The following is a 21989-nucleotide window of genomic DNA, read 5'->3' as shown; positions in this document are numbered from 1 at the left end:
TGCGCTGATCAGCTGGTGCTGACATGCACCAGGCCGGGGAAAAGTGCTGCCAGACCATTGGCAATGAAGGTGACGGCAATGGCAGCCAGGACCAGCCCGAAAATTCGGGTGGATATGTTGATGCCGGTTACGCCCAGACGCCGTGACAATGGCCGGGCCAGGCGCAGCGCCGCGTAGGCGACTCCGGCAATGATCAGGATGTCCAGAATCAATAGCCCGCTGGCAAACCAGGAAGCATTTTTATGATGGGCAATAATCACCGTAATCATGGTACCCGGACCCGCCATGAGGGGAATGGCCAGTGGTACCACGGCTACTGCTTCCTTGCTCATGCCCTCGGCCGTTTCTTCCGGAGTGTGGCGGTAACGGCTGGATTTTGCCTGTAACATGTTGAAGGCCAGCAACATCAGAACCATGCCCCCCGCTACCTGAAAGGCGGCGATACTGATGCCAAAAAACTGAAGAATGTACTCACCCAGAAAAGCGGCGATGAGCAACACGATAGCAACGGTTCTGGAGGCCAGTTTGATGGTAGCCAGTTGCTGGACCGGATCTTCGTCAGCTGTCAAGGCAATGAAAATAGGAATGGCCCCGATGGGATTCAGAATGGCGAGCAGGGCAATCAGGGTTTGCAGGGCGTTATGCAGTTCAGGCGTGATAGACATGTAAAATTACCGTGACAGACTGTGCAGTACACAGAACGCTTGAAAAATGGTGCCTGAAGACGTATTTAATAGGCATATTCAGTTACAACCTAATACGGAGTGAATACGATGCCAACTTATGAGTATGTATGCAAGGACTGTGGACATCATTTGAGCGCGGAGCAGCGCATGAGTGATGCCCGCCTGACCGATTGTCCGGTCTGCGGCAAACCGGGCCTGGAGCGGCAGCTCAGTGCTGGCGCTTTTGCGCTGAAGGGGTCCGGCTGGTACGAGACAGATTTCAAGGGCAGTAAGGGGGGGGCGACAAAAAGTGAAGCCGCCAGCAGTGCCGCGCCCGCTTGCCCGGGCGGCAGTTGCGCCTGTCATTGACGTCGCGCCTGCAGCGGGGCTAGATTGTGCGCGGGCCGCCGGTCGGGCGGCCTTTTGTTATTTGATGATGTAATTTGACACAACTATACGGGACGCAGCATGCGGACACATTATTGTAATGGCATAAACGAGAACCTGATCGGACAGACCGTGCGTCTCTGCGGATGGGCTCAACGCCGTCGTGATCACGGCGGTGTGGTTTTCATTGATCTCAGGGACCGGGAAGGGCTGGTTCAGGTGGTTGCTGATCCTGATCAGGCGGAAGCCTTCGCGGCGGCTAATGAATGCCGGAGCGAGTTTGTTTTGAGTGTCGAAGGGGTGTTGCGGGCCCGCCCTGCAGGTACGGAAAATCTGCAGATGCCCAGTGGCAAGGTCGAACTCATGGCGACGCACATCGAGATTCTGAACCGCTCCGAGCCGGTTCCGTTTCCCTTGGACGAAGAGGACATTGCTGAAAACCTGCGTCTCAAATACCGTTATCTGGATTTGCGCCGCCCGGAAATGCTGGGACGCCTGCGTTTGCGCCATCAGGTCACCAGCTATGTGCGCCGTTATCTGGACAGTGGCGGTTTCATGGATGTTGAGACGCCGGTTCTGACCCGCTCGACACCGGAGGGTGCCCGCGATTATCTGGTCCCGTCCCGAACCCAGCCGGGTCATTTTTTCGCTTTGCCGCAAAGTCCCCAGCTGTTCAAACAACTGCTGATGGTCGCGGGTATTGATCGTTATTATCAGATTACCAAATGTTTTCGGGATGAAGACTTACGCGCCGACCGGCAGCCGGAATTCACCCAGATTGATATAGAAGCCTCTTTTGTGGATGAAGAAGCCGTCATGGGTATTGCCGAACCGATGATTCGGGGCCTGTTTGCGGAAGTGCTCGGTATTGATCTGCCCAATCCTTTCCCACGCATGACCTACGCGGATGCCATGCACCGTTTTGGCGTGGATCGCCCCGATTTGCGCAATCCCCTGGAGCTGACCGAGCTGAGCGACCTGATGCGCAGCGTGGAGTTCAAGGTATTTCGGGAGGCCGCTGAGCGCCCACGGGGTCGTGTCGCCTGTCTGCGGGTTCCCGGTGGTGCCCAGCTCAGTCGTGCACAAATTGATCAATACACCCAGTTTGCGGCCATTTATGGGGCCAAGGGTCTGGCCTGGATCAAAATCAACGCGCTGGATCAGGGTGCCGAAGGGCTCCAGTCGCCCATCGTCAAATTTCTTGCTCCCGAGGTGCTGCAGGAAATTCTCCAGCGTAGTGGCGCGGCTGTCGGCGACATTCTCTTTTTCGGCGCCGACAGTGCCAAGGTGGTCAACGAGGCGCTGGGAAATCTGCGCAACCGCGTCGCGGCCGACCTGAATTTGCTGGAAGGTGAATGGCGACCCGTATGGGTAACGGATTTTCCCATGTTTGATTACGACGAGAAGGATAATAGCTGGACTTCCACCCATCATCCATTTACGGCACCGCAAAGCGCACATCTGGAGAGTCTGGCGGAAAATCCGGGGGCAGCATTGGCCCGCGCCTATGATCTGGTGCTGAACGGCAATGAAATTGGCGGCGGCAGTATTCGTATTCATCAGGAAAAAGTTCAGGAAAAAGTGTTTGCGGCCCTGGGTATTGGCGCCGAAGAAGCGCGGGATAAATTCGGCTTCCTGCTGGACGCTCTCCATTATGGTGCGCCACCCCATGGTGGCCTGGCTTTCGGGTTGGATCGTCTGGTCATGCTCATGTCTGGCGCGGATACCATTCGCGATGTCATTGCTTTTCCCAAAACCCAGAAAGCCGGTTGTCTGTTGACCGAGGCCCCCGGCGTGGTGGCCGACAAGCAATTACAGGAGCTGGGTATCCGCCTGCGTCCCGGAGTAGGAGCCGATGTTCAAAATTCCTGAGTCGATTCTGGTCATGATCTACGCCGGTCAGCAGGTTCTGTTGCTGGAGCGTGCCCAACCGGAAGGATTCTGGCAGTCGGTAACCGGGAGTCTGGAACCGGGAGAATCCTGGCGGGACGCGGCCGTGAGGGAGCTCCGTGAAGAGACGGGATTTGCGGCGGAAGGACTGGTGGATACCGGGGTACGGAATCGCTTTCCCATTGTGCCACCCTGGCGGGAGCGTTACGCGCCGGAGGTGGCGTTCAACGAGGAGCGCATATTCACCCTGGCTTTGCCCGAGCCTCAGGTTCCACAACTGCGTCATCAGGAGCATGTGAACTTTGCCTGGTTGCCGGCGGTCGAAGCGGCCCGCCGTACCGGATCGTGGACCAACCGGGATGCGATTTATCGCCATTTTGGGGCGCGCCTTGACGCACAGCAGGCGGCTTCGTAACGTAAGGAACATTGTGCACGCGCAACAGCGCCTGAGAGGGTGGTTATGGGTGTAGAGACAGTGATGGTGCAGGGGTTGCGGCGCAGTGAAGCAGCCGACCTGGATACCCGCATTCGCCGGGCAAAAGCCGCTTTGGGAAAACGTGCGGTTATTCTCGGGCATCATTACCAGCGCGAAGAAGTCTATCGTCATGCCGATTTCCATGGGGATTCCTTGCAGTTATCCCGGGCGGCAGCCGAGCAGGAAGCGGAATTCATTGTTTTTTGCGGTGTACACTTCATGGCCGAAGTGGCGGATATTCTCAGTCGTCCCGATCAGGCCAGCATTCTGCCCGATCTGAACGCCGGTTGTTCCATGGCCGACATGGCTGATATCCCGCAGGTCCAACGCGCCTGGGACGAACTCGCGATGGTGCTGGATGTGGAGACGGAAATCACCCCGGTCACCTATGTGAACTCATCGGCTGCCATCAAGGCCTTTTGCGGGGCGCATGGTGGTACGGTCTGCACTTCTTCCAATGCCCGCAAGGTGCTCGAATGGTCCTTTCAGCAGCGGCCCAAGGCGTTATTTTTTCCGGATCAGCATCTGGGCCGCTGGACCGGGCACCAGCTGAATATCCCCTTGCGGGATATGCCGGTTTGGGACCCGGCGCTGCCCCTGGGCGGACTGACGCCCGAGGAGATTCGCCGTGCCCGGATTCTGCTCTGGAAGGGGCATTGCTCCGTGCACCAGATGTTCCAGCCCGCGCATATTGAGCGCTGGCGCCGGGAACACCCTCAGGGGCAGGTCATCGCCCATCCCGAGTCGGCCTTTGAAGTCTGTCAGATGTCCGATGCAGTCGGATCTACGGACTTTATTTTGCGTACGGTCAAAGCCTCTCCCGCAGGCAGTGAATGGCTGGTAGGCACCGAAATCAATCTGGTGACCCGTCTGGCTGACGAAGTACGGGCGGAAGGAAAAACCGTGGAATTCATGTCACCCATGGTGTGCATGTGTTCCACCATGTTCCGCATCGATCCCGAGCAACTGGCGGTGACCTTGGAAAATCTTCTGGAAGGGCAAGTACGCAACCGGATTCAGGTCGAGCCGGAAACGGCGGCCCAGGCGCGTCTGGCCCTGGAACGCATGCTTATGGTGTCCTGACGGCCGCCATGTCCTCTGTCGCTGTGCAGCCGGCTGATGTGATTGGCGAATGGTCGCTGACCCAGCGCAATCTGCATCGTCTGCTGACTGCCTATCTGCGCTTTTATCAGGGCGCGCATTGGGAGCACAGTACCGTACCGGCTGAGGGCGCGGCGATTCTGGTGTGTAATCATGTGTCGGTGCTGGATCCCCTGCTGCTGGTCGCCAGCAATCAACGCGTGGTGTCCTTTCTGGTGGCCCGGGAATACTACGACAATCCATTGATGCGCCAGTTGCTGGAGCAAACCTACAGCATTCCGGTACGTCGGGATCGTCGTGATGTGCGGGCGCTGTTGCAGGCCCGCCATGTTCTTGAAGAAGGTCGGGTACTCGGCATTTTTCCCGAGGGCGGCATCAATCGCTCGGAGACCCGGAAAGGTGTCGCCTGGCTGGTGCGCGAAAGTGCCGCGCCGGTGGTCCCGGCTCATGTCGGCGGCGCCCGGCAGGCCGCTTCTGACTTGCAGACCTGGCTGCGGCGCCAGCATCCCCTGTTACGCTATGGGGTGCCCCTGCATTTTCATCGTGATGCTGACGCCGCCGAAGTCATGGGGGCGACCATGAGTGCTATTGCCACACTTGCATGACGGCATCCTTGCCTTTGCGTTATCATGGCCGATATTTCAACCAGAATAAGTCAGTTATAGAAGCAAGGAGTGGGTTATGTCCGGGCATAGTAAATGGTCCACCATCAAATTCAAGAAAGCACTGAAAGACGCCAAACGCGGCAAAATATTTACCCGTCTGATTCGCGAAATTACCGTTGCAGCGCGCGCCGGGGGCGGAGATCCGGGCAGTAATTCACGACTGCGCCTGGCTCTGGACAAGGCATATGGTGCCAACATGACCAAAGACACCATTGAACGCGCCGTCAAACGCGGTACGGGTGAGCTGGAAGGCGTGGATTACGAGGAAGTGACTTATGAGGGCTACGGCCCTGCGGGTGTGGCTATCCTGATTGAAACCATGACCGACAACAAGGTTCGTACCGTCGCAGAAATCCGCCATATATTTTCCAAACGCGGCGGTAATATGGGAACCGCCGGTTCTGTTGCCTATCAGTTCAAAAAGCTGGGCTTAATTGTTTTTCCCGGCGATGCTGATGAAGACAAAATTCTCGAGGCGGCGCTGGAAGCAGGGGCCGAAGACGTGGTCAATGAAGGTGAGCGGATTGCTGTCTATACGGCGGCCACGGACTTGCACAGTGTGGTCCAGGCACTGGAAGCCGCCGGTTTGCAGCCGGAAGAAAGCGAATTGACCATGATTCCGGAAAACACGATTGAGGTAAGTGGAGAGGAGGCAGAAAAACTGCTGCGTCTCATCGACTTCCTGGAAGAAAACGATGACGTGCAAAATGTGTACGCCAACTATGAAATCAGCGATGAGGAAATGGCCCGCCTGGAAGCAGCATCCTGAATTTTTCAGTCCATCAGGAAACGGCCTTGCGCATCATCGGTATTGATCCGGGCTCTCTGCGCACCGGCTATGGCATCATCGAGTCGGATGCGCGTGGCGAGTTGCGGCATGTGGCTCATGGCTGCCTGAATGTGGCTGGCCGGCCCTTTCTGGAGCGTATCGGCGCCATCTACCGGGATCTGGCGCAGGTGTTGGCCGAGCATCGACCCGATACAGCAGCCATTGAGCAGGTTTTCATGGCCCGCAATGCGGATTCTGCCCTGAAACTGGGTCAGGCCCGGGGTGCGGCGCTGGTGGCACTGCTGGAAGCGGGGCTGCCGGTAGAAGAATACACCGCCCTGCAAATCAAAAAAGCGTCGGTGGGAGCTGGACATGCAGACAAGGCGCAAGTTCAGAGCATGGTGCGCTGGCTGCTTCATCTGGATAAAAACCCTCAGGCCGATGCGGCTGATGCCCTGGCCTGTGCCATTTGTCATGCCCATCATGCCCGGACTCAACAGCGCTGGCAGGCGGCCGGCCATGTCTGATTTTTTGGAAAAAGGACGCCCATGATTACCTCGTTGCGCGGGATCATTCTGCAGAAGCGTCCACCCTGGCTCTGGCTGGAGGTCCAGGGGGTGGGTTATGAGCTGGAAATGCCCCTGTCCAGCTTCTACCAGATGGCAGACGCGGGCGAAACCCTGTTGGTGCATACCCATCTGACCATTCGCGAAGATGCCCATCTGCTCTATGGATTTATGAGCGTGGCTGAGCGCGATACTTTTCGTCTGTTGATTCGTGTCAATGGTATTGGTGGCAAAGTGGCACTGGCCTGCCTCTCGGGTCTGCCGGCAGAAAAGCTCGGTCAAGCGGTGGCGGAAGGCAATGTGGCACAGCTGACGGCCATTCCCGGTATCGGTCCGAAAACCGCAGAAAGACTGGTGGTCGAGCTACGCGATAAAATGGGTGGAATCAGCACGTTGCCTACCAGTAAAGCCGTGTCGGGTGATCCGCGCCAGGAAGCTATTGCAGCACTCCTGACATTAGGGTATAAGCCTGCACAGGCCAGTCAGACGATTGGCAACCTGGGCGATGGATTGAGTCTTGAAGACCTGATCCGTCAGGCTTTGCAACAACTTTCACGCCATTGATTTTATGGAACCCGCCAGCATCGCGATGGTCACAACCCCATGATGGACAGAGGCCCTCTCAATCCCCAGGAAATCCACAGCGACGCAGTGGATCGTGCCCTGCGCCCGCGTTTGCTGGCGGATTATATTGGCCAGGCGCGACTCCGCGAATCCCTCAGTCTTTATATTGATGCGGCCAAAGGCCGTGCTGAAGCCCTGGACCATGTCCTGCTCTTCGGCCCCCCCGGCCTTGGAAAAACCACCCTCGCGCACATTATTGCCCAGGAAATGGGTGCGGGTCTGAAAGTCACCTCGGGACCGGTTCTGGATAAGCCGGGAGATCTGGCCGCCATTCTGACCAATCTGCAACCTCATGATGTGTTATTTGTCGATGAAATTCATCGCCTCAGCCCCGTGGTCGAAGAAATTCTCTATCCGGCGCTGGAAGATTACGAGCTGGATATTTTGATTGGTGAGGGCCCTGCCGCCCGTTCCATTAAAATCAGCCTGCCGCCCTTCACCCTGATCGGGGCTACCACCCGGGCGGGTTTGCTCACCTCCCCGTTGCGTGATCGGTTCGGCATCAGTTTTCATCTGGAATTTTACAGTGACGCAGAATTGACCCAGATTGTGACCCGTTCGGCCAATATTCTGGGGACTACCCAGGATTTACGAGGTGCCCAGGAAATCGCCCGGCGTGCCCGGGGAACTCCGCGCATTGCCAATCGCCTGCTGCGGCGGGTGCGGGATTTTGCCCAGGTGCGCGGCAACGGGGAAATTGATCAAGGCACCGCAGAGGCCGCGCTGACCTTGATGGAAGTCGACCAGCATGGTTTTGACGGTCAGGATCGTAAGCTACTGCAAGCCGTCATCGAGCGTTTTGCCGGCGGTCCAGTGGGGGTGGAAAGTCTCGCCGCAGCCATTGGTGAAGAGCGCGGAACCATCGAAGATGTGCTGGAGCCCTTCCTGATTCAGCGTGGTTACCTGATCCGTACGCCGCGTGGACGCTGCGCCACGGAAATGAGTTATCTGGCGTTGGGTTTACCGATACCTAAGGCTGGCGGGGGACTTTTCGATGCACTCTGAGGCCGCTGACAGTGTCTTTCAGGTCCGCGTTTATTATGAAGATACGGATCATGGCGGGGTGGTGTATCATGCCAACTACTTACGCTTCATGGAGCGCGCCCGTACGGAAATGCTGCGCGAAAAAGGTTATGAACTGGATGTGCTGGAACGCGATCCCGGTATTCTTTTTGTGGTGCGTCGGGCGCATCTGGATTTCCGCGCCCCGGCTCGTTTTAATGACCTGCTTCAGATAAAATCGGCCATCATTCACAAGACCCCGGTTCGTATGCATTTTCAACAAGATATTGCGGTGAAGGAAAAGCACTTGTGCAGTGGCGAGGTGGAAGTGGTCTGCCTGGAAGCCGAGACTTTTCGTCCCCACGTCATTCCTGCAGAACTTCTGCAGGCCTTTCCCCTCAGTGTTCACCCGTGAGATTTTATGGATCCTCAAACTGTCACCCATCCCGCAGCTTCTCTTTCCGTAGCCCATCTGGTTCTGAATGCCAGCCCTGTTGTCCAGATCATACTGGTACTTTTGGTCATCGCCTCCATTGCTTCCTGGACCATCATTTTTGAAAAATGGGCGGTATTTGCTGGTGCTTTCAAGGCCCTGACCCGTTTCGAGAAACGCTTCTGGAGCGGCGGTGAAATGAGCCAGATTTATCAGCACGTTTCCGGCAACACCAATCTGGAAACCGGAGCCGGCAGTATTTTCTGTGCGGGTTATGAAGAATTTCAGCGGCAGCGCGGCAAAGTTCGTCCCAGTGATGCCCTCGATGCCGCCCGCCGCGCCATGCGTGTGGCCCAAATGCGCGAGGTTGGCCGTCTGGAAAATCGTCTGGCTTTTCTGGCCTCGGTGTCTTCGGTCAGCCCCTTCGTCGGCTTGCTGGGCACCGTCTGGGGCATCATGACCGCTTTCATGCATATTGGTGTCGCAGGGCAGGCCACCCTGGCGACCGTCGCCCCCCCGGTTGCCGAAGCCCTTATTGCCACGGCGGCTGGCCTTTTTGCGGCCATTCCGGCAACGGCTGCCTACAACCGCTACATTCACAAACTGGACAAGCTGGATGCCCAGTATGAGGTGTTCATGGATGAGTTCACCAACATCCTGCATCGTCAGGTACCCGAGACCAAGCCATGAAAAGAAGGCGTTTGATGGCGGAAATGAACGTTGTTCCCTATATCGACGTGACCTTGGTGCTGTTGGTGATTTTTATGCTCTCGGCGCCGCTCCTGACCCAGGGCGTGAATGTGAATCTGCCTAAGGGTGTTACTAAACCGGTCTCGGACAAAACCCCGCCGGTGCTGATTTCCGTGACTCGGCAAGGGACCATTTCCGTACAGTTCAAAGACAGTCACAGTTCGGTAGCATTGGATGATCTGGCTACAGATGTACGCCATATTGCCGCTTCCAGTCATGGTCAGGTGCAGGTATTGGTAGGTGGTGATGCCCATGTGGATTATGGCAAGGTCATGGCCGTGATGGCACGGCTGCAGGAAGCCGGTATTTCCCATGTCGGCCTGCTGACCCGCCCGGAGGGTCATTGAAAGAGCGTCAGCCTTTTTGGCCTTTGCTGCTGGCCATTATTCTCAATGCGGCCATACTGTTTGCCCTGTTCTGGACTTTTCATGTGCAGGTGCCACCGAGTAGTGGCAACAAACCCATGCAGGCACAACTGAGCAGCAGTATGCCTATGGCCGCCATGCCTGCCCCGGTTCCGGTTCCGCAACCGGTTCCTGCCCCTCAGCCTGCACCCAAACCGGTGCCTAAACCCGTTCCTGTTCCTAAGCCAACTCCCAAGCCTGTTCCCGTTCCCAAGCCGGAGCCCAAACCGGTGACGCCACCACCACCTACTGCGGCGCAAATTGCCGCTGAACAGGCATCAAAAGCTGAAAAAGCGGCCAGACAGAAGGCGGCACAAATTGCGGCAGCACGCGCGGCGCAGGAAAAGCATGCCGAAGAGCTGGCCGCACGACAAAAAGCCGCTCAAGAGGCCAAGGCTGCCGCCGAAAAAGCCGCTCAGGAAAAAGCAGCGGCCAGAAAGGCAGCCCAGGAAAAAGCTGCTCAAGAGAAGGCTGCTCAGGAGAAGGCCGCGCAACAGGCTGCCGCTAAGGCCGCCGAGGAAAAAGCAGCGGCGGCCCGCGCTGCAGAACTCAAAAAACAACTGGCAGCCCAGGCGGCCCAAGTGGCGGCTGCCGCACGCGCCAAAGCCTTGCAGCAGCGCATGGCCGAAGCAAAGGCCAAGTTGCAGGCTGAAGCCAACATGGCCGCTGCCCGCGCCCAGCAGGCCTCGGAAAATCAGCGGATGATCGGTATGCTGATAAACACCATAAAAACCCAGGTGTCGGAGCGTTGGGTTCCGGTGTCTTCTTCGGCCCTTGCTTGTGAAATACAGATACGCCTTGGACCCCAGGGACAACTGATAGGAACGCCCGTTGTTATTCGATCCAGTGGTGATGCCCACTTCGATCATTTGGTGATTGCTGCCGTGGAAGCCGCCGCACCTTTTGTTCCGCCTATCGGTTTGCCCTATTCAGCCTTCAACACACCTATTAACCTCAAAATGAACGCGGAGGATCTCAATCATGGCTAAACGCTTCTGGGCTTTGGCCCTGTTTCTGCTGGCTTCAGTATTTGTGTTGCCCGCCCAGGCCGCACTCACCGTAGAAATCACTAAAAGTGTGGCTTCGGCTCTGCCCATTGCCATACCTTCTTTTGGTCCGGGCGTGCCGGGACAGCCTTCAGTAGCCGATGTGGTGCGCAATGATTTGCGCCACAGTGGTTTGTTTCGGGTGATTGAGCCAGCGGGTTATCCCAGTGATCCCCGCGCCCCGGGAGCCGTCAAGGCTTCCGAATGGACTGCCGTGGGAGCTACCGGTCTTGCAGTGGGTTCGGTGCAGCCCCTGAATGGCGGGTATGCGGTCAGTGTCTATGTCTACAATGTCAGCACGGGGCAGGAGTTGACGGCGCGGCGTTTCACCTGTTCGGCCGCTGAATTGCATATGACCGCGCATCACGTCGCAGATGTCATTTATCAGGCTTTCACCGGAAAACCCGGTCCCTTTGCCAGCCGTATTGCCTATGTGCGGCAGACCGGTAATACCTATGAATTGCTGGTGGCTGAATCAGATGGCTGGAATCCGCATCCCATTGTTCGGGGCATCATGCCGGTATTTTCGCCGGTCTGGTCACCCAACAATCACCGTCTGGCTTATGTCACCTATGCCAATGCCCGCGCCATCATTTACGTGCAGGATCTGGCGACGGGAAAACGCCAATCTATCGCGCCGGGTGGTGAAATTGTCAGTGCTCCGGCTTTTTCACCCAATGGCCAGGAAATTGCCTACGCACGCTCCTCGGGCGGACATACCGAGCTGTATGTGGCCAATCTGCAGACCGGGCAGCGGCGGCAATTGACCAATGATGATGCCATCAATACTTCGCCTACCTGGTCGCCTAATGGCAGCCAGATTGTGTTTGTCTCGGATCGCGCGGGTGGGCCGCAGATTTATGCCATGAATGCCAATGACGGCAACATCCATCGCCTGACTTACAGCGGCGGCTATAATGCCGGACCTGAGTACTCACCCACGGGAAATGCCATCGCCTTTATTCATCGCACGGATGGTGTTTATGCCTTGGCCGTGATGGATCCCAACGGCAGCGGCCTGCGGGTGCTGGATGCCCAGGGCAACTGCGATCATCCGAGTTTCGCGGGTAATGGTCAGATGATTTTGTATGGCACCCATCGGGGTGGCCGCAAGGTTCTGGCAGAAGTCAGTCTGGATGGTAAAACCATGGCCATATTGCACAGTGACGTCGGTCAGGACAGCCAGCCCGCCTGGTCACGGTAGACGAAACCGGCACTTCTGCATCAAGGCCGTGGCTCGGCTAAGGAGCCGTCCAATGGACGTAATGGGCGTATTTATTTCGAGACTACGCCAGCCACAGCACACTCCGCCTTATCCTAAAAACGGCAGTTGCCGTGGGTGCTTTTTGCTCCGTTGTTCCTCGCCTGTTGTTCTAGGGCTCATCCTGCTGTCAGGAGAGAACTCGCCCTGCGGGCTCAGACAGCTCTCCTGACGGACGCAGGATTTCGCCAAGAACAACAACGGCTCAAAACAAAAGTCGCTGCAAAGCACCCACGACAACTGCCGTTTTTAGGCTTCTTGATAAGGCGTAGGATCAGCAATTCCGGCGCTCAGGAATCCGGCGTGGCGCAGGCGGCAACTGTCGCAGCGGCCGCAGGATCGGCCCTGGTCATCGAGCTGGTAACAGGAGCGGGTCAAACCGTAATCGACGCCTAACCGGGTTCCCAACTGGATGATTTCGCTTTTGTCGAGATACTGGAGAGGCGCGTGAATACGCGGTCCTCTGGATTCGTCGCCGAGGCGGGTAGCTACCTGGGCCAGTTTCTCAAAGGCGCTGATGAATTCTGGACGGCAGTCAGGATAACCGCTGTAATCCTGGCTGTTGACTCCGATGAAAATATCCTGTGCCCCCGTTACTTCAGCCAGGGCCAGGGCAAAAGATAAAAATATGGTGTTCCGCGCCGGGACATAGGTAATGGGAATGCCGGGAGCGATACCACTTTCGGGTACCGCAAGCTGGGCATCCGTCAGGGCCGAACCGCCAAACGCGGCCAGATCAATATGCACGGTGCGATGACTGGCCACTCCCATAGCCTGTGCCACCAGTCCGGCGTAATGCAGTTCCTGCTTGTGGCGTTGGCCATAATCAAAGGACATGGCATGAATGGCATAACCATCGCGACGCATCAGGGCCATGACCGTGGCGGAGTCGAGGCCGCCGGAAAGCAGCACAATGGCAGGTTTTGTTTCAATCATGTCTGGCACCATTCAGCGTCCCGGGACATCGCCCCAAATGAGTTTGTGCAGTTGAATCTGGAGGCGCACCGGAAGTTGGTCGGTGAGTATCCAGTCGGCCAGGTCACGGAGCGGCATTTCCCCCTGGGAGGGGGAAAACAAGACCTCGCAGATCTGGCTCAGGTCTTCCCGCGCCAGAACTTCCTTGGCCCAGTCATAATCCCGGCGGCTGCAAATGACGAATTTGATTTGATCCTGGGCATTTAGCCGGGTCAGGTTTTCCCAAAGGTTACGGTCTGACTCGCCAGAATCCGGCGTTTTGAGGTCAAGCACCTTGATAACACGGGGGTCTACCGCTTCGACGGATAGGGCGCCGCTGGTTTCCAGAAAAACTTCGTAGCCGGAGTCGCATAGCCGGGTCATGAGCGGCAGCACGTCCTGCTGGGCGAGTGGTTCGCCGCCAGTTACGACGACCAGACGATTACCACCTTCCCGCACCGCATCCATGATGACATCCAGAGTCTGCCATTCACCACCATGAAACGCATAAGCCGTATCACAGTAGTGACAACGCAGAGGACAGCCGGTCAGCCTCACAAAAGTTGCAGGACGGCCTACGCTGCGGGTCTCCCCTTGCAGGCTATGAAAAATTTCGGTGATGCGAAGCCGTTCGTCCATCCTTACTGAGACGGCAAGGCCTGTAACTGTGCTTCCGCTTTTTGTGCTGACGGGGTGCTGGGATATTGTTTGAGGACCTTATTAAGGACCACGGTTGCCTGCTTCTTTTTGCCGATGGCCTGATAAATCTCGGCCATGCGTAACATGGCTTCGGGAGCCTTGCTGCTCTGGCTGAAACGGGTAGGCACCACATAAAGGCTTTTCAGTGCCGCATCATTTTGTCCCAGTACGTACTGGGCTTGCCCTAACCAGTAATAGGCATCCGGCACCAGACTGCTTTGTGGATATTTCTGGATGAAACCCTGCAGGCCGGTGACGGCATCACCATATTTACCCTGACGCAGAAAATTGAAGGCATGCTGGTAATCCGCTTGTCCCAGTCCTTGAATGGATGGTGCGGATGCATTGCTGGCCGCGCTGGCCACCGCTGCAGCAGGCGTGCTGACTGGAGAAGTGCTGGTTAGCACGCTGCTGGTGCTGGCGGTTATGCCGGTTGCTGGAGTGGCTACGGCAAGTTGTGCGGCCAGAGCCTGCACCTTGCTGGCCGTAGCTTGCTGTTCTGTCTGCAGGTCATGGGTTTTGGTATCTACTTCCCCACGCAGATTGCGAACTTCCTGCTCCAGTCGTTGAGTACGTTGAAGCAGGCTGGCCAGAGCGCTTTGTGAGCCCTTGTCCGCTTGCTGAACCGCAACAAGACTGCTCAACTCGCCCTGCATGACTGCCATTTGCTGTTGAAGCTGGAGGACCCGGTCACTCGTGGATTCTGCCTGGGCAAAAGGACTCAGACATAATAACGGTAGAACAGGCAGTAATTGCCAGCGTTTCATCAACATATACTCCTTGGCTGTTTAGCCGTTGTAGCCACCACTATACACAAAATCAACGCGGCGGTTTTTTGCCCAGCACTCGGCATCATTGGTAGTGCAGAGGGGGTTATCCTTGCCGAAGCTCACGGTGCTGATGCGCGCGGCATTGACTCCCTGAGCTTCCAGGAACTGCTTCACGGTTTCCGCGCGGCGTTCGCCGAGGGCCAGATTGTATTCCTGAGTACCCCGGTCATCGGTATTGCCTTCCAGGCGGACCTTGACATGGGGATGATTGACCATGAACTGGGCATTCTGGGTGGCAATCTGCTGGGCATGGGCATCCATGTTTTCACTGTTGAAGCCGAAATGCACACGCAATTGCTGCGGCAGGGCAGCCAGTTCAGCCGCCGTCAGGCCGCTGTTGCCGCCGCCGATGGGGCCATTGGCATTCAGATCCTGGCCATTGACGCCTTCGCCATTGTAACCTGCGGTGGCAGCGGAATTGACAGGGGCCACAGCACCCACAGTGCTGGGTTTACCACTACCTACATTATGGGCGCAGCCCGTCAGTGCCAGGGCACCAGTCATTGCAACGGCTATCCAGATTTGATGGTGACGCATGTTTTCGAGCTCCTGTTAAATTTGCAGCGATTGTATCTTGTAGTTAAAGAGTATTTCAATGTTATTTGCTGCTTTGCTCAAACATCATTATCCTTGACGGGAAAAGTTGCCCTGCCAAGGGGTCTAGCTCCTGCTTTTTTGTGTTATTCCAGGATGATTATCCCGCCATGATGCCGCTTATTCGAATTGGTACCCGCGCCAGTCCTCTCGCTGTCTGGCAGGCTGAGCATGTCCGGGATGCCCTGCATGCCGCCTATCCGGATGTTCAGGTGGAAATCATCCGCATGAGTACCAGTGGGGACGTGCTGTTGGACGCGCCCTTGCATTCTCTGGGCGGCAAAGGGCTGTTCGTCAAGGAAATAGAAGAAGCGTTACTGGCGCGCCAGGTGGATATTGCCGTGCATTCCATGAAGGATGTGCCGGCCCTGCAGCCGGAGGGCCTGGAAATTGCGGCCATCATGGCGCGGGAGGATGTCCGTGATGCCTTCGTCAGTAACACGGTCCACCATCCGGAGGAACTTGCGCCGGACGCCAGAGTGGGGAGTTCCAGCTTGCGGCGCCGCGCACAATTATTGCAAAAATATCCGCAAGTACAGGTGGATGATTTACGGGGTAATGTAGCTACCCGGCTGCGCAAGCTGGACGAAGGTCAATATTCGGCGATTATCCTGGCTGTGGCGGGGCTGAAGCGTCTGCAGCTTCATGAACGGATTACCTACGCTATTCCCGTTGAGCAGTCCTTGCCTGCAGTGGGGCAGGGCGCGGTAGGCATTGAAATCCGCACAGACGATATAGCAACGAGGGAGTTATTACAGCCCTTGATGGATCAGCCTACCTGGCAGTGTGTGTTGGCGGAGCGCAGCATGAACCGGATTCTGGGTGGAGATTGTCGCTTGCCGGTTGCCGCGCTGGCACAATGGCAGGAACAAAAGCTGCTCCTGCGTGGGTTAGTAGCTAGTCCAGATGGTTCCCGCCTGCTGCGGGCAGAAGCCAATGGTACGGATCCGGTGGCGCTGGGCCGGGAGGTGGCTGACCAGTTACTGGCCCAGGGTGCTGCCGCAATTATCAAGGAAATTCAGACATGATGAGTAGTGGATTACTACAGAACAAAGGGGTGGTGGTTACCCGTCCCCGCGAGCAGGCAGGAGATCTGGTGGAAGCGCTGAAAGCGGTTGCTGCGCGGCCGATTCTGTTTCCGGCAGTACAAATTGAAGCACCGGAAAACTGGCAGTCTCTGGATGATGCCCTGCACCAGCTTGATACATTCGACTGGGTGATTTTTACCAGCCGCAATGCGGTAGCTTTTGCCCTGAGTCGTCTGCAAAGCCGGAATTTAATCTGGCCCCAGGGGCCGCGCGTTGCGGCGGTGGGGAGAGAAACTGCCAAGGCCCTTCGGGAATTTGGCCTGCAAGTGGATCTGGTGCCCAAAAAATTCAGCTCTGAGGGGTTGCTCAACAGTGCTGAACTGGCGGAAATGCAAGACCGCCACGTCGCCCTCTTTGTCGGCGATCAGGGTCGTGAATTGCTGGAAAAGGTGTTGCGCGAACGCGGCGCGCAAGTGGACAAGGTCCTGTGTTATCGCCGCACCCTGCCGGGTGCCAATCCAACCCCTCTCCTGCACGCCTGGGCCCGTGGTGAACTGGATGCTGTTACCCTGACCAGTCCTGAAATTTTCAATAACTTTTATCAAATGATTGGCGGGCTCGGCCAGCGCTGGTTGAAAAATACCCCCCTGATTGCCATCAGCCCGCTTACCGCAGAAGCCATTACTGCGGTGGGTTTACCGGACCCCTGGGTAGCTGAACAAGCCAGTACCGAAGGGATTATGGCGGCTCTGGAAGTCTGGGCAAAAAGCCGGGAGCAAGTTGCCGATGTCTAGAAATAGTCTTTCCTTACGACATTCGCCCCGACGTTTGCGCCGCCATCCGGCCATGCGCGCCATGCTGCGGGAAAATCAGCTGACACCAGCGGATTTCATCCTGCCCATTTTCCTGGTGGAAGGTGAAGGGATCCGCAGCGATATTGTTTCCATGCCCGGGGTATTCCGCCATAGTATTGATTCAGCCCTGAAGCTTTGCAGAGAAGCGGTCTCCCGGGGTATTTCGGCGGTTTTGTTGTTTGGTGTTATTGCTGAAGGCTGCAAGGATGCCTGTGGCTCTGCCTCCTGGGATAGTGAGGGGTTGGTGCAAAAGGCCACCCGCGCAATCCGTGCTGCCTACCCCGATCTGCTGGTCATAGCAGACGCCTGTTTTTGTGAATACACCGATCATGGCCATTGCGGTATTCTCAATGCCGAAGGGGATCGGGACGATAATACGACCCTGGAAAACCTGCAGCGTCAGGCACTTTCCTATGCCGAGGCGGGTGTGCATGTGGTGGCGCCATCGGGCATGGTGGATGGCATGGTGACGGCCATCCGTGAGGCGCTGGATGCTGCCGGTCACTCCGAGGTCAGCATTTTGTCCTACGCGGTCAAGTATGCCAGCGCCTATTACGGGCCGTTCCGGGATGCAGCCGATAGTGCCCCCCAGTTTGGCGATCGTCGCGCCTATCAGATGGATCCAGGCAATCGCCGCGAAGCTTTCCGCGAACTGGATCTGGATATTGCTGAAGGTTGCGACATGGTCATGGTCAAGCCTGCCATGCCGTATCTGGATCTGGTACGGGATTTGCGCGAGCGCTGTGATTTGCCGGTGCTGACTTATCAGGTGTCAGGAGAATACAGCATGTTGCAGGCAGCCGCGCGGGCGGGATGGCTGGATTTACAGCGCAGCGTGCTGGAATCTTTATTGGGCATGAAACGCGCCGGGGCAGACGCCATTATTACTTATTACGCCCTGGATGCGGCGGAATGGCTGGAGTAAAAGCGTCCTCAGCGCGTCCTGGCCGGAATGTGCGCCAGAAAAAATCTGAGAGCCTACTTGAAGATGTGTTATTTCGGCTGCGTTGGTATGGTGCGGTAGGTATTATCGCCATTGGCCGGATTTTCCGGTTGCGCGCCAGTGACATGGACCAGTTGTTTCCCTGGCTCTTGTTTTCGTTGTTTGTCAATTTGCTGGTCTGGATGTATCTGTTATTGGGCCTGGCCGCACCCCTGGCCAAAAAAAATCCGGTTACCTCGTTAGTGGAAATTTCCCTGACTCCCACTTTTCATCAGCCCCGGATCAGTGCCCCGATAGATCCGCGCGTGTCGCGTCCCCAGGCGGATGTGGACGCCGTGACGCATAAAGCGATGCCAGCTGTTTCTTCAGCAGAGCGCCAGGCTGCCTATAACTTCTATCTGAAAAACTGGGAAGGACGCATCATGGCGCTCGCCCAGAAAAAGCTGTTTGCGCCGGGGCATGGGCCGCTGCCGCAAGGACGGGTGGTCGTGGCAGTAACCATTGCTCCAAATGGACATTTATTGGAAATTTCCATGTTGCAGGGCTCACGCAATGTTGCCCTGGTGGAAGCGGTGGAAACCCTTATTCGTGCTGCGTCACCTTTTGCAGCCTTACCGGCTCTGTGGCAATCCCCGCCGACGCCTTTGCGTATCGTCCGCACCTGGAGTTTTGAGTAGCTTCAGTTTTTAGCGGCCAGGTTTTCCAGTTCTTCCAGGCTTTTCATACGCGATTCCACGCCATAAATCAGGGTGGCCAGCAAGCCGAGCAGGGCAACAACTGACATAAATACCAGCACCAGAGGAATCCCCCAGCTTTTTTCAAAAATCGGAAACAGTACGGCGGAAAAGAAGGCCCCCAGCCGCGACAGGGCCGTTGCCAGACCAGCGGCGCTGGCCCGCAATTCAGTGGGGAAGATTTCCACTGCCAGAGCAAATACGGTGACGCCGGGACCAATGCCCACCCCGAAAGAATATACGGCAGCGGCCAGATATACGCCCATAATCCAATGGTTCCAGGAGCAGAGCGCGAATACGGCCAGTCCCAGGGACATCAGAGCAAAACCCGCACTTTGCAGGGGAATGCGCCCCCAGCGATCCAGACGGGAGACAATGAAAACGATCCCGAGGGCCGAAATAATCAGAAAAGCCGCATTGATGGCTGCAGCAGCGGCATTACTGCTGGCCAGACCATTATCACGCAGTACCATGGGGAAATAGAGACCAATCCCGAGGCCGACCACGTCCAGACAAAACCAGGGGAAAACGCTGAGAAAAAGGCGTCGTAACCAGGCTTTACGGAGCAGAATACGCCACGATTGACGCTGAATCTGAAAACTTTCGAGTTCCGCCTGCCGCTGCGCTGGCGAATAAGCTGGCTGTAGCTGCGCCAGGGCTTCCTCCGCCTGCTGATGCTGCCCTTTGCGCACCAGCCAGCGCGGTGATTCCGGCAGGCCACGACGCAGCCAGAGCAAGGCCAGGGCGGGGACGATGGCGCTGCCCAGCATCCAGCGCCAGGAGTCGGGTCCGGTGGATAGCAGTGCCCAGCCGACCAGGGTGGAGAGCAATGCGCCTACATACCAGGCCAGATTGACCCGGGCAAAGCGATTTCCGCGCTGCGCCGACTGGCTGTATTCGGCAACGATGGTGGCCACCAGTGGGTAGTCGAGGCCAATGGCGAGACCGGTAATAAATCGGCCCGCGAAAAGCGCTGCGGTATCCGGACTGAAAGCACTGATCAAGGCTCCCAGTACATACAGAAAAATGTTGGGGAAAAGCAGTCGGCGGCGACCAAAACGATCCGTGAAAAATCCACCGAATAATCCGCCGATCAGGGAGCCGAGCAGGGCCATGGCCATAAGAATGCCGGTTTCCGTAGCCTGCAGATGCCAGGCGCTGCTCAGCGGCAGCAGAACCACCGCCATGATGCTGAGGTCATAGCCGTCCAACAGCATCCCCAACATGGCTGCACCCAACGCATGCCCCCGGCTGTCAGCCATCGGCTAAAGGCTCTGCTTGGTAGAGACTAGGCCCGTTGTGCGGGTCCCGGAAATCAGTCATGAGCAGGTGATCTGGGTACAGCGCCCAGATGGCGGGCATGGAAATTCAGATGTTCTCCGATGAAGCTGCTGATGAAAAAATAGCTGTGATCATAGGTTTCATGCCAGCGCAGGATGATTTGCGGGTCATTCAGAGTCTCCAGATATTCGGTTTTCAGCTCTGCCTCCAGAAAGGGATCGGCACGTCCCTGATCTATCAGGATGGGTGGGTGCTGTTGGCCCGAACTTTTGAGGAGTTCCAGACTGTCATAAGCCAGCCATTGCCGGGTATCGTCACCGAGGTAGCGACTGAAGGCTTTTTGTCCCCAGGGCGTCTGACTGGGGGCGGATACCGGGGCGAAGGCCGACAGGGACTGATACTGCCCGGGTCGTCGTAATCCGCAGACCAGAGCCCCGTGACCACCCATGGAGTGCCCGCAAATGCCCTGGACGCCTGCGCTCATGGGAAAATTCCGGGCAATGAGGGCGGGAAGTTCTTCGGTTACATAGGAAAACATCTGGTAGTGAGCCTGCCAGGGGGCTTGCGTCGCGTCCAGATAAAATCCGGCACCGCTGCCGAAGTCCCAGTCATCATTTTCTCCTGCAATTCCGGTATTACGGGGGCTGGTATCGGGGGCTACCAGGATAAGGCCCAGTTCTGCCGCATAGCGCTGAGCTCCCGCCTTGATCATGAAAGTTTCTTCGCTGCAGGTCAGTCCGGCAAGAAAAGTCAGCACCGGAAGCTTTTCCCCTGGTTGATGCGGGGGGATAAAAATCGCAAAACGCATGGGTCCCTGACAGTGCCGGGATGGATGTTCATAGCGCGCCATGCGCCCGCCAAAGCAGGCATGCGATTCGAGGATCTCCAGTTCTTGAGCGGGCATGAAATACCTCAGAAAGTCAGCACGGTGCGGATGGATTTACCTTCGTGCATCAAATCAAAGGCGGTATTGATGGATTCCAGTGGCAGGGTATGAGTGATCATCTCATCAATCCGGATTTTACCTTCCATATACCAGTCGACAATTTTGGGCACGTCCGTACGACCTTTGGCGCCGCCAAAAGCAGAGCCGCGCCAGTTACGTCCAGTCACCAGCTGGAAGGGGCGCGTGCTGATTTCCTGGCCAGCCCCGGCGACGCCAATGATAATGCTGGTTCCCCAGCCCTTGTGGCAACATTCCAGAGCCTGACGCATCAATGTGGTGTTACCAATGCATTCAAAGCTGTAGTCTGCTCCGCCTTTGGTGAGGCTGACCAGATAAGGGACCAGATCCTCTTCTACCTCTTTGGGATTGACGAAATGCGTCATCCCGAATTCTTCGGCCAAAGCTTTTTTGGAGGGATTGATATCCACGCCGATGATCATGTCGGCTCCCGCCAGGCGGGCACCCTGCACGACATTGAGGCCAATACCACCCAAACCAAAAACCACCACCTTGTCGCCAGGGCGCACCTTGGCCGTATAAATCACCGCGCCAATACCCGTAGTTACGCCGCAGCCGATATAGCAAACCTTGTCAAAGGGTGCATCCTCGCGAATTTTGGCCAGGGCAATTTCCGGGAGCACGGTGTATTGCGCGAAAGTGCTGGTTCCCATGTAATGGTATAGAGGCTTGCCCTGACTGGAAAAACGGCTGCTGCCATCAGGCATCAAGCCTTTACCCTGAGTTTCACGAATGGCCTGACATAAATTGGTTTTACCACTCAGGCAATATTCGCATTCCCGGCACTCCGGGGTATAAAGGGGAATAACATGATCTCCGGGTTTCAGAGAGCGCACGCCCGCGCCCACTTCAACCACCACGCCTGCACCTTCATGACCAAGAATGGTAGGAAACAGTCCTTCCGGATCCATGCCGGAAAGTGTGTAGGCATCGGTATGGCAAACCCCGGTCGCCTTGATTTCCACCAGCACTTCCCCGGCGCGTGGACCATCCAGCTGCACAGTCTCGACGACGAGGGGTTGATTGGCGCCATAGGCGACAGCGGCACGTACATCCATAAGGTGATCTCC

At 56.8% G+C, this 21989-nt stretch carries 26 protein-coding genes; 18 read left to right on the top strand and 8 right to left on the bottom strand.

What is annotated here, in order from left to right:
* Nucleotides 1–8: 8 nt before the first annotated feature.
* On the bottom strand, nucleotides 9–665 hold the full coding sequence (locus tag GCD22_RS17590; RefSeq protein WP_024893139.1) for a MarC family protein: 657 nt from the start codon (nucleotides 663–665) through the stop codon (nucleotides 9–11).
* Nucleotides 666–773: 108 nt separating this feature from the next.
* Here GCD22_RS17590 and GCD22_RS17585 point away from each other — a divergent pair, with 108 nt between their 5' ends.
* The 14 genes from GCD22_RS17585 (at nucleotide 774) to tolB (ending at nucleotide 11981) form a co-directional block, all read left to right on the top strand.
* A complete protein-coding gene (locus tag GCD22_RS17585; protein WP_024893140.1) occupies nucleotides 774–1034 on the top strand; it encodes an FmdB family zinc ribbon protein in 261 nt (86 codons plus the stop codon).
* Between the two features lie 99 nt (nucleotides 1035–1133).
* The gene (gene aspS / locus GCD22_RS17580; protein WP_010641029.1) at nucleotides 1134–2924 is read left to right on the top strand and encodes an aspartate--tRNA ligase; all 1791 of its coding nucleotides are present in this window, start codon (nucleotides 1134–1136) and stop codon (nucleotides 2922–2924) included.
* Complete coding sequence (gene nudB, locus GCD22_RS17575) at nucleotides 2908–3357, top strand: dihydroneopterin triphosphate diphosphatase (protein WP_010641030.1); 450 nt, start codon at nucleotides 2908–2910, stop codon at nucleotides 3355–3357. The genes aspS and nudB overlap by 17 nt, the downstream gene beginning before the upstream one ends.
* A 45-nt stretch (nucleotides 3358–3402) precedes the next feature.
* Nucleotides 3403–4500: a quinolinate synthase NadA gene (gene nadA, locus GCD22_RS17570; RefSeq protein ID WP_065975421.1), complete on the top strand. Its 1098-nt coding sequence runs from the start codon at nucleotides 3403–3405 to the stop codon at nucleotides 4498–4500.
* A gap of 8 nt (nucleotides 4501–4508) precedes the next feature.
* Nucleotides 4509–5123, top strand: coding sequence for a lysophospholipid acyltransferase family protein (locus GCD22_RS17565; protein WP_010641033.1), 615 nt, complete (start codon nucleotides 4509–4511; stop codon nucleotides 5121–5123).
* A 76-nt stretch (nucleotides 5124–5199) separates the two neighbouring features.
* The gene (locus GCD22_RS17560) at nucleotides 5200–5952 is read left to right on the top strand and encodes a YebC/PmpR family DNA-binding transcriptional regulator (RefSeq protein WP_024893145.1); all 753 of its coding nucleotides are present in this window, start codon (nucleotides 5200–5202) and stop codon (nucleotides 5950–5952) included.
* Between the two features lie 26 nt (nucleotides 5953–5978).
* Nucleotides 5979–6479, top strand: a complete 501-nt coding sequence (gene ruvC, locus GCD22_RS17555) for a crossover junction endodeoxyribonuclease RuvC (protein WP_010641035.1) — start codon at nucleotides 5979–5981, stop codon at nucleotides 6477–6479.
* Between the two features lie 21 nt (nucleotides 6480–6500).
* Nucleotides 6501–7082 carry a Holliday junction branch migration protein RuvA gene (ruvA, locus tag GCD22_RS17550; protein WP_010641038.1) on the top strand — a complete coding sequence of 194 codons (582 nt, stop codon included), beginning with the start codon at nucleotides 6501–6503 and terminating at the stop codon, nucleotides 7080–7082.
* 39 nt (nucleotides 7083–7121) lie between these two features.
* On the top strand, nucleotides 7122–8147 hold the full coding sequence (ruvB, locus tag GCD22_RS17545; protein WP_024893146.1) for a Holliday junction branch migration DNA helicase RuvB: 1026 nt from the start codon (nucleotides 7122–7124) through the stop codon (nucleotides 8145–8147).
* A complete protein-coding gene (gene ybgC, locus GCD22_RS17540; protein ID WP_010641042.1) occupies nucleotides 8137–8559 on the top strand; it encodes a tol-pal system-associated acyl-CoA thioesterase in 423 nt (140 codons plus the stop codon). The genes ruvB and ybgC overlap by 11 nt, the downstream gene beginning before the upstream one ends.
* Nucleotides 8560–8565: 6 nt before the next feature.
* Nucleotides 8566–9267 (top strand): protein TolQ, encoded by a 702-nt coding sequence (gene tolQ, locus GCD22_RS17535; RefSeq protein ID WP_065975419.1) that lies wholly within the window; start codon nucleotides 8566–8568, stop codon nucleotides 9265–9267.
* Nucleotides 9264–9674: a protein TolR gene (gene tolR, locus GCD22_RS17530; protein ID WP_024893147.1), complete on the top strand. Its 411-nt coding sequence runs from the start codon at nucleotides 9264–9266 to the stop codon at nucleotides 9672–9674. Before tolQ ends, tolR begins: the two co-directional genes overlap by 4 nt.
* Nucleotides 9671–10720: a cell envelope integrity protein TolA gene (tolA, locus tag GCD22_RS17525; RefSeq protein ID WP_065975417.1), complete on the top strand. Its 1050-nt coding sequence runs from the start codon at nucleotides 9671–9673 to the stop codon at nucleotides 10718–10720. The genes tolR and tolA overlap by 4 nt, the downstream gene beginning before the upstream one ends.
* The gene (gene tolB, locus GCD22_RS17520) at nucleotides 10713–11981 is read left to right on the top strand and encodes a Tol-Pal system beta propeller repeat protein TolB (RefSeq protein ID WP_065975416.1); all 1269 of its coding nucleotides are present in this window, start codon (nucleotides 10713–10715) and stop codon (nucleotides 11979–11981) included. The genes tolA and tolB overlap by 8 nt, the downstream gene beginning before the upstream one ends.
* Nucleotides 11982–12287: 306 nt before the next feature.
* Here tolB and queC read toward each other — a convergent pair whose 3' ends face one another.
* Genes queC through pal form a run of 4 tightly spaced genes read right to left on the bottom strand, consistent with a single transcriptional unit; the run spans nucleotide 12288 to nucleotide 15058 of the window.
* Nucleotides 12288–12974, bottom strand: coding sequence for a 7-cyano-7-deazaguanine synthase QueC (gene queC, locus GCD22_RS17515; RefSeq protein WP_065975415.1), 687 nt, complete (start codon nucleotides 12972–12974; stop codon nucleotides 12288–12290).
* A gap of 12 nt (nucleotides 12975–12986) precedes the next feature.
* Nucleotides 12987–13631, bottom strand: a complete 645-nt coding sequence (queE, locus tag GCD22_RS17510) for a 7-carboxy-7-deazaguanine synthase QueE (protein WP_065975410.1) — start codon at nucleotides 13629–13631, stop codon at nucleotides 12987–12989.
* A gap of 2 nt (nucleotides 13632–13633) precedes the next feature.
* On the bottom strand, nucleotides 13634–14458 hold the full coding sequence (ybgF, locus tag GCD22_RS17505; protein WP_065975408.1) for a tol-pal system protein YbgF: 825 nt from the start codon (nucleotides 14456–14458) through the stop codon (nucleotides 13634–13636).
* A gap of 21 nt (nucleotides 14459–14479) precedes the next feature.
* Nucleotides 14480–15058, bottom strand: coding sequence for a peptidoglycan-associated lipoprotein Pal (gene pal, locus GCD22_RS17500; RefSeq protein ID WP_024893153.1), 579 nt, complete (start codon nucleotides 15056–15058; stop codon nucleotides 14480–14482).
* A 167-nt stretch (nucleotides 15059–15225) separates the two neighbouring features.
* Here pal and hemC point away from each other — a divergent pair, with 167 nt between their 5' ends.
* Genes hemC through GCD22_RS17480 form a run of 4 tightly spaced genes read left to right on the top strand, consistent with a single transcriptional unit; the run spans nucleotide 15226 to nucleotide 18617 of the window.
* A complete protein-coding gene (gene hemC, locus GCD22_RS17495; protein WP_065975448.1) occupies nucleotides 15226–16143 on the top strand; it encodes a hydroxymethylbilane synthase in 918 nt (305 codons plus the stop codon).
* Nucleotides 16140–16937: a uroporphyrinogen-III synthase gene (locus tag GCD22_RS17490; protein ID WP_226852405.1), complete on the top strand. Its 798-nt coding sequence runs from the start codon at nucleotides 16140–16142 to the stop codon at nucleotides 16935–16937. Before hemC ends, GCD22_RS17490 begins: the two co-directional genes overlap by 4 nt.
* Nucleotides 16930–17922 carry a porphobilinogen synthase gene (gene hemB, locus GCD22_RS17485; RefSeq protein WP_065974769.1) on the top strand — a complete coding sequence of 331 codons (993 nt, stop codon included), beginning with the start codon at nucleotides 16930–16932 and terminating at the stop codon, nucleotides 17920–17922. Before GCD22_RS17490 ends, hemB begins: the two co-directional genes overlap by 8 nt.
* Nucleotides 17910–18617 carry an energy transducer TonB family protein gene (locus GCD22_RS17480; RefSeq protein ID WP_065974768.1) on the top strand — a complete coding sequence of 236 codons (708 nt, stop codon included), beginning with the start codon at nucleotides 17910–17912 and terminating at the stop codon, nucleotides 18615–18617. The genes hemB and GCD22_RS17480 overlap by 13 nt, the downstream gene beginning before the upstream one ends.
* 2 nt (nucleotides 18618–18619) lie before the next feature.
* Here the strand turns inward: GCD22_RS17480 and GCD22_RS17475 are convergent, their stop codons facing one another.
* Genes GCD22_RS17475 through GCD22_RS17465 form a run of 3 tightly spaced genes read right to left on the bottom strand, consistent with a single transcriptional unit; the run spans nucleotide 18620 to nucleotide 21977 of the window.
* Complete coding sequence (locus tag GCD22_RS17475) at nucleotides 18620–19936, bottom strand: MFS transporter (RefSeq protein ID WP_065974767.1); 1317 nt, start codon at nucleotides 19934–19936, stop codon at nucleotides 18620–18622.
* 53 nt (nucleotides 19937–19989) lie between these two features.
* Nucleotides 19990–20859, bottom strand: a complete 870-nt coding sequence (fghA, locus tag GCD22_RS17470) for an S-formylglutathione hydrolase (protein WP_065974766.1) — start codon at nucleotides 20857–20859, stop codon at nucleotides 19990–19992.
* Between the two features lie 8 nt (nucleotides 20860–20867).
* Nucleotides 20868–21977, bottom strand: coding sequence for an S-(hydroxymethyl)glutathione dehydrogenase/class III alcohol dehydrogenase (locus GCD22_RS17465; protein ID WP_010641071.1), 1110 nt, complete (start codon nucleotides 21975–21977; stop codon nucleotides 20868–20870).
* Between the last annotated feature and the right edge of the window lie 12 nt (nucleotides 21978–21989).

It is taken from the genome of Acidithiobacillus thiooxidans ATCC 19377 (genome assembly GCF_009662475.1).
Classification (GTDB): domain Bacteria; phylum Pseudomonadota; class Gammaproteobacteria; order Acidithiobacillales; family Acidithiobacillaceae; genus Acidithiobacillus; species Acidithiobacillus thiooxidans.
This window is presented reverse-complemented; position numbering and strand designations above follow the sequence as displayed.

Excerpts from the sequence above, each read along its gene's own strand:
- GCD22_RS17590 (WP_024893139.1), bottom strand. The coding sequence starts at position 665 with ATGTCTATCACGCCTGAACTGCATAACGCCCTGCAAACCCTGATTGCC.
- ybgC (WP_010641042.1), top strand. The coding sequence starts at position 8,137 with ATGCACTCTGAGGCCGCTGACAGTGTCTTTCAGGTCCGCGTTTATTAT.
- pal (WP_024893153.1), bottom strand. The coding sequence starts at position 15,058 with ATGCGTCACCATCAAATCTGGATAGCCGTTGCAATGACTGGTGCCCTG.
- tolR (WP_024893147.1), top strand. The coding sequence starts at position 9,264 with ATGAAAAGAAGGCGTTTGATGGCGGAAATGAACGTTGTTCCCTATATC.
- hemB (WP_065974769.1), top strand. The coding sequence starts at position 16,930 with ATGTCTAGAAATAGTCTTTCCTTACGACATTCGCCCCGACGTTTGCGC.
- queE (WP_065975410.1), bottom strand. The coding sequence starts at position 13,631 with ATGGACGAACGGCTTCGCATCACCGAAATTTTTCATAGCCTGCAAGGG.
- GCD22_RS17475 (WP_065974767.1), bottom strand. The coding sequence starts at position 19,936 with ATGGCTGACAGCCGGGGGCATGCGTTGGGTGCAGCCATGTTGGGGATG.
- GCD22_RS17465 (WP_010641071.1), bottom strand. The coding sequence starts at position 21,977 with ATGGATGTACGTGCCGCTGTCGCCTATGGCGCCAATCAACCCCTCGTC.
- fghA (WP_065974766.1), bottom strand. The coding sequence starts at position 20,859 with ATGCCCGCTCAAGAACTGGAGATCCTCGAATCGCATGCCTGCTTTGGC.
- GCD22_RS17480 (WP_065974768.1), top strand. The coding sequence starts at position 17,910 with ATGGCTGGAGTAAAAGCGTCCTCAGCGCGTCCTGGCCGGAATGTGCGC.
- GCD22_RS17585 (WP_024893140.1), top strand. The coding sequence starts at position 774 with ATGCCAACTTATGAGTATGTATGCAAGGACTGTGGACATCATTTGAGC.
- ruvB (WP_024893146.1), top strand. The coding sequence starts at position 7,122 with ATGATGGACAGAGGCCCTCTCAATCCCCAGGAAATCCACAGCGACGCA.
- aspS (WP_010641029.1), top strand. The coding sequence starts at position 1,134 with ATGCGGACACATTATTGTAATGGCATAAACGAGAACCTGATCGGACAG.
- GCD22_RS17560 (WP_024893145.1), top strand. The coding sequence starts at position 5,200 with ATGTCCGGGCATAGTAAATGGTCCACCATCAAATTCAAGAAAGCACTG.
- ruvA (WP_010641038.1), top strand. The coding sequence starts at position 6,501 with ATGATTACCTCGTTGCGCGGGATCATTCTGCAGAAGCGTCCACCCTGG.
- queC (WP_065975415.1), bottom strand. The coding sequence starts at position 12,974 with ATGATTGAAACAAAACCTGCCATTGTGCTGCTTTCCGGCGGCCTCGAC.
- tolQ (WP_065975419.1), top strand. The coding sequence starts at position 8,566 with ATGGATCCTCAAACTGTCACCCATCCCGCAGCTTCTCTTTCCGTAGCC.
- GCD22_RS17565 (WP_010641033.1), top strand. The coding sequence starts at position 4,509 with ATGTCCTCTGTCGCTGTGCAGCCGGCTGATGTGATTGGCGAATGGTCG.
- tolB (WP_065975416.1), top strand. The coding sequence starts at position 10,713 with ATGGCTAAACGCTTCTGGGCTTTGGCCCTGTTTCTGCTGGCTTCAGTA.
- nudB (WP_010641030.1), top strand. The coding sequence starts at position 2,908 with ATGTTCAAAATTCCTGAGTCGATTCTGGTCATGATCTACGCCGGTCAG.
- GCD22_RS17490 (WP_226852405.1), top strand. The coding sequence starts at position 16,140 with ATGATGAGTAGTGGATTACTACAGAACAAAGGGGTGGTGGTTACCCGT.
- nadA (WP_065975421.1), top strand. The coding sequence starts at position 3,403 with ATGGGTGTAGAGACAGTGATGGTGCAGGGGTTGCGGCGCAGTGAAGCA.
- hemC (WP_065975448.1), top strand. The coding sequence starts at position 15,226 with ATGATGCCGCTTATTCGAATTGGTACCCGCGCCAGTCCTCTCGCTGTC.
- ybgF (WP_065975408.1), bottom strand. The coding sequence starts at position 14,458 with ATGAAACGCTGGCAATTACTGCCTGTTCTACCGTTATTATGTCTGAGT.